Here is a 10569-nt window from a genome sequence, read left to right as displayed (position 1 = left end):
ACGCGCGCGTTCCGCTCAGGCCGGCGGAACCAGCCCGCGCCGATCGGACCGCTTGACCGCACGCGTCGGGCAGGCAAAACCCAGGTTCGTGCGAAGCGAAAACCAGTCGTGATTGCTTCGCTTCCCACCTCGGAACTCGACCCTTTCTCTCCAACGCGAGGCCTTGCCCATGAACACCCTGTCGGAAGGCGATCAGGCACCGGACTTCAAGCTCTCAACGGACACGCTCGGCGAGATCTCCCTGTCGTCGTTCAGCGGCAAGCCGGTCGTCCTCTATTTCTATCCCAAGGACGACACCTCAGGCTGCACCAAAGAGGCTGTGGGCTTTTCCGAGCTGATGCCCCGCTTCTCCGACCTCGGCGTTCCGGTGGTCGGGATCTCGCCCGATTCGGTGGCCAGCCACAACAAGTTCAGGTCGAAACACGACCTCGCAGTGGCCCTGGCTTCGGACGAAGACAAAACCGTATGTCAAAGCTATGGCGTTTGGGTCGAAAAATCCATGTACGGCCGAAAGTTCATGGGTGTGGAGCGCGCCACCTTCCTGATCAATTCTGACGGCACGATCGCGAAAATCTGGCGGAAAGTGAAGGTTGCCGGTCACGCCGAAGCGGTTCTGGAGGCCGCCAAGAACCTGTGACGACCGCTTCCGACACCCCTCTCGAAGCGCCGGCCTCGCTGGCGGCCGGCGCGCGAACCGTCGTCGCCACGGCCGATCTCGATCGCAAGATCGCGCTCGCCCGCACGACGGCAAAGCTGTGGTTCGATCGCACCTTATCGTTGAAGCGGACCCCGCTGGATCCGCCGGTCCCCACGCGCCCCGGACGGCCGGAACGGCCGATGCTGCTTGCACCACGCGATATGCCGAAGCGCTCCGGCGACAGCCGGGCGGGCCATATCGCGTTGCTGCACGCGCTCGCCCATATCGAGCTCAATGCCGTCGATCTTGCCTGGGACATCGTCGGGCGCTTTGCCGGCGAGCCGGTGCCGCGGTCCTTTTTCGACGACTGGGTGACGGTGGGGCTGGAAGAGAGCATCCACTTCGGGCTGCTGCAGGCCCGGCTGGCCGATTTCGGCGCCAGCTATGGCGACCTTCCCGCCCATGACGGTCTGTGGCAGGCGGCGGAGGAGACCGGTCACGATCTGGCGGCCCGGCTTGCGATCGTGCCGCTGGTGCTGGAAGCGCGCGGCCTGGACGTCACGCCCTCGATGATCGAAAAGGCCGAAGCGCGGGGAGACGAGGCGGACGCGGCCGTCCTACGGCGCATCTACGAGGACGAGAAGAAACACGTCCATTTCGGCGCCAAGTGGTTCAAATTCCTCTGCGACCGGGAGAAACGGCCCTATGAGCCGACCTTCCACGCGCTGGTGCGCAAGCACTTTCGCAGCCCGCTGAAGCCGCCCTTCAACGACCGCGCCCGCTCCGAGGCCGGGCTCACGCCCGGCTTCTACAAGCCGCTGGAGATCATCCGGACGTGAACCTCGGCTCCGCGTGCCTGCGGGAGGGTTCCTTTGGCTGCCCTTTCGGTGCCGGCAGGCGGGGCGAACCCTATACGACGGGACCACGCCACCCGCTCATTCTCGCAAATGCGGGAATGAGCGGCGTATTGGGCGAGCGCTAACGGAAGACCGCAAACCCGGATGGAAAACCGGTTCCCACTTTTCTGAAATTCGCGAAGCCAGCGGGCGACTGCCCGCCGGCCGGTCAGGCCGCCCACCCGGAGCCGGTGAGCCCAGCGAACCCGGCGTGAGGGCGAAAACCCAAACCCGTTCCCACTTTTCCTGGGTTTGCTGTCTCTCTCCGCAAACCCGGATGGAAAACCGGTTCCCACTTTTCCTGGGTTTGCTCAGTCCACATCCTCGATTTCGACACCCGTATCGCCGTGGGCCCGCTGGGCGAGCGTGGCTTCCATGAAGCCGTTCAGATCGCCGTCGAGCACCGCCTGGGGCGAGGTGTTCTCCACCCCGGTCCGGAGATCCTTAACGAGCTGATAGGGCTGCAGGACATAGGAGCGGATCTGGTGGCCCCAGCCGATGTCCGACTTGGACGCGGCCTCCGCCATCGCCTTTTCTTCCCGCTTCTTCAGCTCCGCCTCATAGAGGCGGGCGCGCAGCATGTCCCACGCCTGAGCGCGGTTCTGATGCTGAGAGCGACCGGCCTGGCAGGCTACCACGATGCCGGATGGAATATGGGTCAGGCGCACCGCGGAATCGGTGGTGTTGACGTGCTGACCGCCGGCGCCGGACGAGCGATAGGTGTCGGTGCGGACGTCGGACTCGTTGATCTCGATGTCGATCGAATCGTCGATCACCGGATAGACCCAGATCGAAGCGAACGAGGTGTGGCGGCGCGCCTGGCTGTCGAACGGAGAAATCCGCACCAGACGGTGCACACCCGATTCGGTCTTGAGCCAGCCATAGGCGTTGTGGCCCTTGACCAGGATCGTGGCCGACTTGATGCCCGCCTCTTCGCCGTCATGGACTTCGAGCGTCTCGACCTTGTAGCCCGCACGCTCCGCCCAGCGTACGTACATGCGCAGAAGCATCTGCGCCCAGTCCTGGCTTTCCGTGCCGCCGGCACCGGCGTGGACTTCCAGATAGGCGTCGTTGCCGTCGGCCTCGCCGGACAGCATCGCTTCGACCTGGCGGCGGTCGCATTCGGCCAGAAGCGCCTTCAACTGCGCCTCCGCGTCCTCCACGACGCTCGCTTCCTCTTCCATCTCGCCGAGTTCGATCAGGTCGACGGTGTCGGCGAGCTCCTGCTCGAGCCGGCGAACCGCCGAAATCTGATCCTCCAGCATCTGGCGCTCGCGCATGAGCGCCTGAGCTTCGCCCGGATCGTTCCAGAGGCTCGGATCCTCCGCCTTCGCGTTCAGCTCATCGAGCCGCTTGAGTGCCGTTTCCCAGTCAAAGATACCTCCTCAGCAGGCCCAACGCCTGCTTGATTTCTTCGATGGTGTTGGTGGTCTCGGGTCTCATTCCACTATCCGGGATCAGGGAAAGAAGGGGGCTCGGCGCGGACGGCGCCGCGCCGGGAACTGCCCGACATAAGGCGCGAGCGCGCCATACGCAACGCGCCGTCCGGACCTTATCGGAAATCCGCCGCGAGGCGGCCTCAGTAGAGGCCGCCGGTACCGGACAGGACGGCACGCTCGCTTTCGCGCGTCACGGTGGAGCGCGAGGATTTGCCGCTGTTGAGGCCGATCACGGAGAAGGTGTCGCCGGGCGCCGTGCCGGGCTTGAACGCCTCCAGGATCACGCCGGCACCGCCGCTCGGTGCAGGCTGGCCAGTGCTGGCATAGACCGGCACCAGCTTGATGCCTTCGGGGACGCGGAACTCCACCCCCGGGGTATCGGCCAACGCGCTCTTCATGAAGTCGATGAAGATCGGCGCGGCAACCTGGCCACCGGTGGCGCCGCGGCCCATCGGCCGCGGATTGTCGTAGCCCACATAGACACCGGCAACGAGGTCCGGGGTGAAGCCCACGAACCAGGCATCACGCTCGTCGTTGGTCGTGCCCGTCTTGCCGGCGATCGGCTTGCCGACGGCCCGCACCCGGGTGGCCGTGCCGCGCTGGACCACGCCTTCCATCATGGAGGTGATCTGGTAGGCGGTCATCGGGTCGAGCACATATTCCGACTCGTCGATGATGGTCGGATCGGGCTGGTCGTGCCAGCTCTCCGCGACACACCCCTGACAGATCCGATCGTCGTGACGATAGATCGTGCGACCATAACGGTCCTGAATGCGGTCGATCAGCGTCGGCGTCACCTTCTGTCCGCTGTTGGCGATGATCGAGTAGGCCCCGACCATCCGCATCACCGTGGTTTCACCGGCACCGAGCGACATCGACAGGAACGGCTTCAGATTGTCGTAGATGCCGAACCGCCGCGCATATTCGACGATCAGCGGCATACCCATGTCTTTGGCGAGCCGCACCGTCATCAGGTTGCGCGAGCGCTCGATGCCATAGCGCAGGGTGCGCGGACCGGCATATTTGCCGCCATAGTTCTTTGGCCGCCACACCGCCTGGCCCGCGCCCGGATCGATCTCGATCGGACCATCGACCACGATCGAGGCCGGCGTATAGCCATTGTCGAGCGCTGTGGCGTAGACGAACGGTTTGAACGAGGAGCCGGGCTGGCGATAGGCCTGGGTGGCCCGGTTGAACTCGCTTTCGGCGAAGGAAAAGCCGCCGACCATCGCCAGCACGCGTCCGGTGTGCGGATCCATGGCCACGATCGCGCCGGAGACTTCCGGCACCTGGCGCAGATTGTAGACGTCGTCGCCGTCCGCGCTTTCGTCCTTCTCGACATAAACGACGTCGCCGCGCTGCAGCAGGTCGGTCATGTTGCGCACACCGGTGTAGTGCGCATAGTCCTGTCCCGGCTTCGGTCCGTGCTGGATCCGGCGCCAGGCGACATCCTTGAACGGAATGCGGCCGCGCTCGCGCTCGATCGACAGGGCGCCGGACACGAGCCGTTCCGGTTGCAGGCCGATCTGCGCCTCGTTGCCGTCCACCGACAGGACGACGGCAAGCCGCCACTCCGGCAAGTCGGAATAGGCATTCACTTCGCCAACCCGCGCGCCCCAGTCGGCCCCGTTGCCGAGATCGACCGTGGTGACCGGACCGCGCCAGCCGGTGCGCCGGACATCGAAATCGATCAGGCCGTCCATGAGGGCGTTGCGGGCCATGACCTGAAGCTCGGGATTAAGCGTCGTGCGCACCGACAGGCCGCCTTCGTATAGCCCCTTCTCGCCGTACATGTTGGCCAGATGGCGGCGCACCTCCTCGGCGAAATAGTCCGAGGCGAACAGATGCGAGCCGGTGTCACGCGGCGTCACCTTCAGCGGCTCGTTCTTGGCCTGCTCGGCCTCCGACTCGGTGATGTAGCCGTTCTCCAGCATCCGATCGATCACCCAGTTGCGGCGCTCGATGGCGCGCGCGGGCTCGCGGAACGGATTGTAGTTGTTCGGTGCCTTCGGCAGCGCCGCCAGGTAGGCGACTTCCGCGATCGACAGCTCGTGCACCGACTTGTCGAAATAGACGAGCGCAGCCGCTGCGACGCCGTAGGCGCCCATGCCGAGATAGATCTCGTTGAGGTACAGCTCGAGAATGCGGTCCTTGGTGTAGGCCTGCTCGATCCGTAGCGCCAGGATCGCTTCCTTGATCTTACGTTCGATCGAGACCTCGTTGGTCAAAAGGAAGTTCTTGGCGACCTGCTGGGTGATCGTCGAGGCGCCGACCGGCCGGCGACCGCTTCCCCGGTTGCGGAAGTTGGTGACCGCGGCCCGCACGATGCCGCCGAGGTCGATGCCGTTGTGAGTGTAGAAGGTCTTGTCCTCGGCGGAGAGGAAGGCTTCCTTGATCACCGCCGGGATCGCCTGGATCGGCAGGAACAAGCGCTTCTCGCGCGCATATTCGGCAACCAGGCTGCCGTCGGACGCGTGGATACGCGTCATCACCGGCGGCTCGTAGTTGCGCAACTGCGTGTAGTCCGGGAGATCCTCGGACATCATGTACACATAATAGCCGACAGCGCCGGCGGCGATCAGGCCCAGGACCACGCCGATGCCGACCAGATAGCCGATGGTGTTCACAAGAAAGCGCATCGTGCCGTATTCAACTCCGCCCAAAGGGTGCGTCGGGGTGCCGTCCTGCCTCCACGAGGGAACGACACGCCTCTCTCAATCCCGATCCGTCCGCCGTCTGCGACATCGCCTGACACGCTCGCCGGCGACGGTCTCACCACGTTCACCGGATCCATGCCTCGCGATCCGCACGTCCCGCCCGGCAGCCTTCCCACCGGTCGCCCACTCTTCGGCCCGAGAAACTCAAGCCATAGCGTCCGGCGCCCGAATGACGCAAGAACCACGGCTCCCATCACGATCGTTTGAACCGAAGCTCTTAAGCTTCCCTTGAATATGCCCAAAAAGTGGTCGCTTCGGGGCAATCATTGCGGAACCGTGTCCCCTTTTCCCTGGGCAAGCCGGGGGCCGAAAAAGCGCTCCACCGCCGCGCTCAACGCATCCGAAGCTCGATCGCGCCACGACGGATCGGTCAAAAGCTGCTCGTCGTGCGCGTTTGAGAGATAGCCCAGCTCGATCAGGACCGAGGGAATATCGTGCGCCTTGAGCACCCGGAAACGCGCGGACCGGTGCGGATTTTTGTGCATCAGCACCGCCGTTCCGAGCTGCTGGATCGCATCCTCGGCGAAGTGGTGGGAGAACACCTTGGTTTCCCGGCGCGCCAAGTCGATCAGAATGTCGGTGACCTCGTCGGTGGTCTCGTCGACTTCGATACCGGCAAGCACGTCGGACCGATTTTCCCGTGCCGCGATCGCGGCGGCCTGGGCGTCTGAGGGGCGCTCCGAGAGAGTATAGACGGTCGCGCCGCGCACATAGTCCTGGGGCGCAGAATCGGCGTGAATCGAGACGAACAAGTCCGCGCCATAGCCACGCGCGACCTCCACGCGCTGACGCAGCGACAAGAAGCGATCGTCGTCGCGGGTCATGCGCACCTCAACGTCGTCGGTCGCCTCCAGCTTTTTCTTCAGCTCGCTCGCGAAGGTCAGGACCACGTCTTTCTCGAACACGCCCCCCTCCCCGACCGCGCCGGGGTCGACGCCGCCGTGGCCGGGATCGAGAACGACCACCGGCTTCGACCCGCCAACGGGCTCGGTCGGTGTCGCGAGTGCGGGTTCCGCACCGGCGGATCGTCCGCGGCTCGTTTTCACGGCGGCCTGAAAGTCCGTCTCGCTGGCGGACACCAGGTCGACGACCAGATGACCGGGCTGATCGGCCACCGGCGGCAGATAGAAGGCGTGCTCCACCGACACCGGCCCATCGACGTCGAGCACGATGCGCGCCTGGCCCTGAGCGAACTGGCCGTAGCGCCAGGCCGTCACCAGGCCGGCGCCCTTTCGGCCGGCGTCGGGAGACAGATCGAAGCGCACATTGGCAAGATCGATAATCACGCGACGCGGATCGGGAAGCACGAACGTACCGAATTCCACCGCCTTGGCGACATCGATCACGAATCGCGTGCGCTCGCCGTCGCCCTCCACCCGTGCGCCGGTCGCGACCGCCTCCGTGTCATCGTCCGGCGCGGCGGCGTCGGCCGGGCGTGCGATCGCACCTGCGAGAAGGATCGCCATCAGCACAGCGATCACTCGGCTGGCGGTCCGGCCTTCACGCATCCTGTCTCACCTCATTCCTTCGCGCTTTCCCCCGGCGCCTCGGCTGCGGCCTATAGCGGATTATCGCCCTGCCGTTAACGCCCGGCTGCCATCCGCGGACCGTCATCTCCGGTGCGCCATCAATTGCTTGCCAATTGCAACACAGAACCGTAAATATCTGTCTTGTGGATGATTTCCTTTTCCGGGCCTTGCCGTTCCCGTTGGAGGGTGCAGGCGCTGCCTTATCAGAGCTCTCCATCATCCTTCGAACGCCATGTGGCGTGTTTTTGGATCGGCGAGCAGACCGGACGGGAAGCCTGAGCGTGCGCCGGAGCCCCGGCTCCTTCGATGGACACGGAGCCCGTCCAGTGAGTTCGCATGTGCGAACCGCGCTGTAGGGTTCATGTGTGGCGCAGCAATGGCCGCCGAACGACAAACGGCGCATCCGCTCGCCGCGATTCTCGAAAAATCGCGGCGGATCGATATTGAATTGTTCGAGCGCGTGACCCGGCGCTGCCCCTTTCCGAACGCATGATGGCCAACCTGCCCGCTAGTCCGGGTCAGCTCATCCTCTGCCGGGGCGCACGCAGCGACGCTTTCCCATCCGTGATCGTTTCAACGACCCAGATCGCCTCCCCCCGGCCACCGGCGCGCGCGGTTGCGCCGCCGCCCCCGGGGTCTGGAGGCAAGGAGCTTTCGCCCTATGGCCAACAAGATGCTCGTCGACGCAGCCCACCCGGAAGAGACGCGCGTCGTCGTCGTTCGCGGTAACCGGGTCGAGGATTTCGACTTCGAAGCCGCCGCCCGCAAGCCGTTGCGGGGCAATATCTACCTGGCAAAGGTGACGCGCGTGGAGCCATCGCTGCAGGCCGCCTTCGTCGACTATGGCGGCAATCGCCACGGTTTCCTCGCCTTCAACGAGATTCATCCCGACTACTACCAGATCCCCCACGCCGATCGGCAGGCTCTTCTGGACGCGGAAGCCGAAGAGGCGCGCGCCCAGTCCAAGTCGGAGGATCAGCCTCAGAAGTCGCGCTCCAAAGCCAAGCGCGCTGCAGTGGAGAGCGACGAGGCCGAAGCCAAGAGCTCCGAAACCGCGGACGAGGATGGCGAGCGTCCCGAGAAGGCCGCCCCGAGCGCCTCGGAGGCGGGCGAGAACGGAGACAACGGCGACAGCGACACCGAGGGTGACGACGACACCGTCGAATCGGTCGGAGCGGAAGACGCGCTCGACGAGGCGATGGAGCGGCGCCAGCGCCCGGCTCGCAAGACCTACAAGATCCAGGAGGTCATCAAGCGCCGCCAGATCCTGTTGGTCCAGGTCGTCAAGGAAGAGCGCGGCACCAAGGGCGCGGCGCTGACCACCTATCTCTCGCTCGCAGGCCGCTACTCCGTCCTGATGCCGAACACCGCCCGCGGCGGCGGCATTTCGCGCAAGATCACCACGCCTCAAGACCGCAAGCGGCTGAAGGAGATCGTCAGCGATCTCGACGTGCCGGAAGGTATGGGCGTGATCCTGCGCACCGCCGGCGCAAGCCGCACCAAGGCGGAGATCCGGCGCGATTTCGAATATCTTCTGCGCATGTGGGAAAACGTGCGCGATCTGACGCTGAAATCGGTGGCGCCGACGCTCGTCTACGAGGAAGGCAGCCTGATCAAGCGGTCGATCCGCGACCTCTACAACAAGGACATCGACGAGATCCTCGTCCACGGCGAGGCCGCCTATCGCGAGGCGAAAGAGTTCATGCGCATGCTCATGCCGAGCCATGCCAAGAACGTGAAGCCCTATCGCGAGATCACGCCGATCTTCACCCGTTTCGGCGTGGAGGCGCAGCTCGATGCGATGTTCTCGCCGCAGGTGACTCTGCCGTCGGGCGGCTATATCGTGCTGAACCCGACGGAGGCCCTGGTCTCCATCGACGTGAACTCCGGCCGCGCCACGCGCGAGCACAACATCGAGGCGACCGCGCTCCAGACCAATCTGGAAGCCTCGGAGGAGATCGCCCGCCAGCTCCGGCTGCGCGACCTTGCCGGCCTGATCGTGATCGACTTCATCGACATGGAGGAGAAGCGCAACAACCGGTCGGTCGAGCGCAAGCTCAAGGAATGTCTGAAGGTCGATCGCGCTCGCATCCAGGTCGGCCGGATCTCGCACTTCGGCCTGTTGGAGATGTCGCGTCAGCGCATCCGCCAGGGCGTAGTGGAGAGCTCCACGACGCTCTGCGCCCATTGCCACGGCACCGGCATCGTGCGCTCCACCGATTCCGTGGCGCTCTATGTGCTGCGCGCGCTGGAAGATCATCTTCTGCGGACCGCGACCCATCATTTGACCGTGCGCACGCCGGTGGAGGTCGCGCTTTATATCCTGAACCAGAAGCGCCACCACCTGGCCGAGTTGGAAGCGCGCTTCGGGCTGACCGTGGCGATCGCGGCGGATGACAGCCTGGGCACCAAGCATTTGGAAATCGACAACCGCGAGCCGGTGGAGCGCGCGGAAGGCGAGGCTCCGCCCCAGGCGGTGATCGAGATCGAACCGGAGGTCCAAGAGGCTCCTGCACCGGCCCCGGCCGAACCGCAGCCGGCACAGGAGAGCGGAGACGGCAACCAGCGCCGCCGCAAGCGCCGCCGGCGCGGTCGCCGCAGCGGATCGGACGCCGAAGCCGACAGCGCACCTCAGGAGGCAACGGCCGACACCCCGCCCACCAATGCCGAGGAGACGACCGAAAGCGCGCAGGAGGAAGGCTCGGAAGAGACCGCCGAGGGCGCCGATCAGAGCGAGGCCGGGGCCGAGGACGACAACAAGCCGCGCCGCCGCCGTGGCCGTCGGGGCGGACGCCGCAATCGCCGGGAACGCGGCGAGGACGAAGCCGCGACCAGCGAGGACACCGAGGCGCAGGGCGAATCCGCACCGGCTGCCGACGCGACGGCCGCGACCGACGGCGCGCAGTCCGCGCCGGCCGAGATTGCCGACACCGAAGCGGACGGGGCCAAAGAGGCCGAGACCGAAGCCGCTTCCGCGGAGGACGAGAGGCCGGCTCCGGCCGCTGTCGCCGACGAATCCGTCGCGGAATCCGCTCAGGATGCAGTCGATGCGTCGGCGAAGGTCGAAGCGCCCGAAGCTGCTCCCAAGCCCGAGACGCCGGCGGAACCGGCGCCGAGCCTGGCCGGACCGGAGGAGAGCGAAGAGCCGGTCGAGGCCGCGTCCGATGAGGACAGCGGCACGGAGGAGACTGCGCAGGCGGCTCTGCATCCGATCCATGGCCCCACCGGTGGTGGCGAGCCCGCCGAAGCGGAGACGGGCGATGGCGCAGACGACGAGGACAAGCCTCGCGCCAAGCGCGGCTGGTGGCAGCGCCGGAGCTTCTTCTAGCCTCCAGGACGGCATTTCGAGGC

The 10569-nt window shown here is 65.6% G+C and carries 6 protein-coding genes; 3 read left to right on the top strand and 3 right to left on the bottom strand.

The genetic code is table 11. The features are described from left to right. Nucleotides 1–169 precede the first annotated feature (169 nt). Both bcp and HNS03_RS09125 read left to right on the top strand, forming a co-directional pair. Nucleotides 170–637 carry a thioredoxin-dependent thiol peroxidase gene (gene bcp / locus HNS03_RS09130; RefSeq protein WP_367194706.1) on the top strand — a complete coding sequence of 156 codons (468 nt, stop codon included), beginning with the start codon at nt 170–172 and terminating at the stop codon, nt 635–637. Next, nucleotides 634–1476, top strand: coding sequence for a ferritin-like domain-containing protein (locus tag HNS03_RS09125; protein WP_367194705.1), 843 nt, complete (start codon nt 634–636; stop codon nt 1474–1476). Before bcp ends, HNS03_RS09125 begins: the two co-directional genes overlap by 4 nt. Before the next feature lie 368 nt (nt 1477–1844). Here HNS03_RS09125 and prfB read toward each other — a convergent pair. From prfB to HNS03_RS09110, 3 genes are all read right to left on the bottom strand, one after another. Further along, nucleotides 1845–2976, bottom strand: a protein-coding gene (gene prfB, locus HNS03_RS09120) for a peptide chain release factor 2 (RefSeq protein ID WP_367194703.1) whose coding sequence is annotated in 2 segments (ribosomal slippage) — nt 1845–2906 and nt 2908–2976 — 1131 coding nt in all. Because the reading frame shifts where the segments join, the coding sequence is not laid out codon by codon here. A gap of 136 nt (nt 2977–3112) precedes the next feature. Then, a complete protein-coding gene (locus tag HNS03_RS09115; protein WP_367194701.1) occupies nt 3113–5611 on the bottom strand; it encodes a penicillin-binding protein 1A in 2499 nt (832 codons plus the stop codon). Nucleotides 5612–5952: 341 nt separating this feature from the next. Continuing rightward, nucleotides 5953–7197, bottom strand: coding sequence for an N-acetylmuramoyl-L-alanine amidase (locus HNS03_RS09110; protein WP_367194699.1), 1245 nt, complete (start codon nt 7195–7197; stop codon nt 5953–5955). Nucleotides 7198–7879: 682 nt separating this feature from the next. Between HNS03_RS09110 and HNS03_RS09105 the strand changes: the two genes are divergently transcribed. Further along, complete coding sequence (locus tag HNS03_RS09105) at nt 7880–10546, top strand: Rne/Rng family ribonuclease (protein ID WP_367194698.1); 2667 nt, start codon at nt 7880–7882, stop codon at nt 10544–10546. Nucleotides 10547–10569 lie beyond the last annotated feature (23 nt).

This window comes from Amorphus sp. 3PC139-8 (assembly GCF_040750475.1).
Lineage (GTDB): Bacteria > Pseudomonadota > Alphaproteobacteria > Rhizobiales > Amorphaceae > Amorphus.
Note: the sequence above shows the minus strand (reverse complement) of the source record. Positions and strands in the feature narration are given on the sequence as shown.

Excerpts from the sequence above, each read along its gene's own strand:
- bcp (WP_367194706.1), top strand. The coding sequence starts at position 170 with ATGAACACCCTGTCGGAAGGCGATCAGGCACCGGACTTCAAGCTCTCA.
- HNS03_RS09115 (WP_367194701.1), bottom strand. The coding sequence starts at position 5,611 with ATGCGCTTTCTTGTGAACACCATCGGCTATCTGGTCGGCATCGGCGTG.
- HNS03_RS09110 (WP_367194699.1), bottom strand. The coding sequence starts at position 7,197 with ATGCGTGAAGGCCGGACCGCCAGCCGAGTGATCGCTGTGCTGATGGCG.
- HNS03_RS09105 (WP_367194698.1), top strand. The coding sequence starts at position 7,880 with ATGGCCAACAAGATGCTCGTCGACGCAGCCCACCCGGAAGAGACGCGC.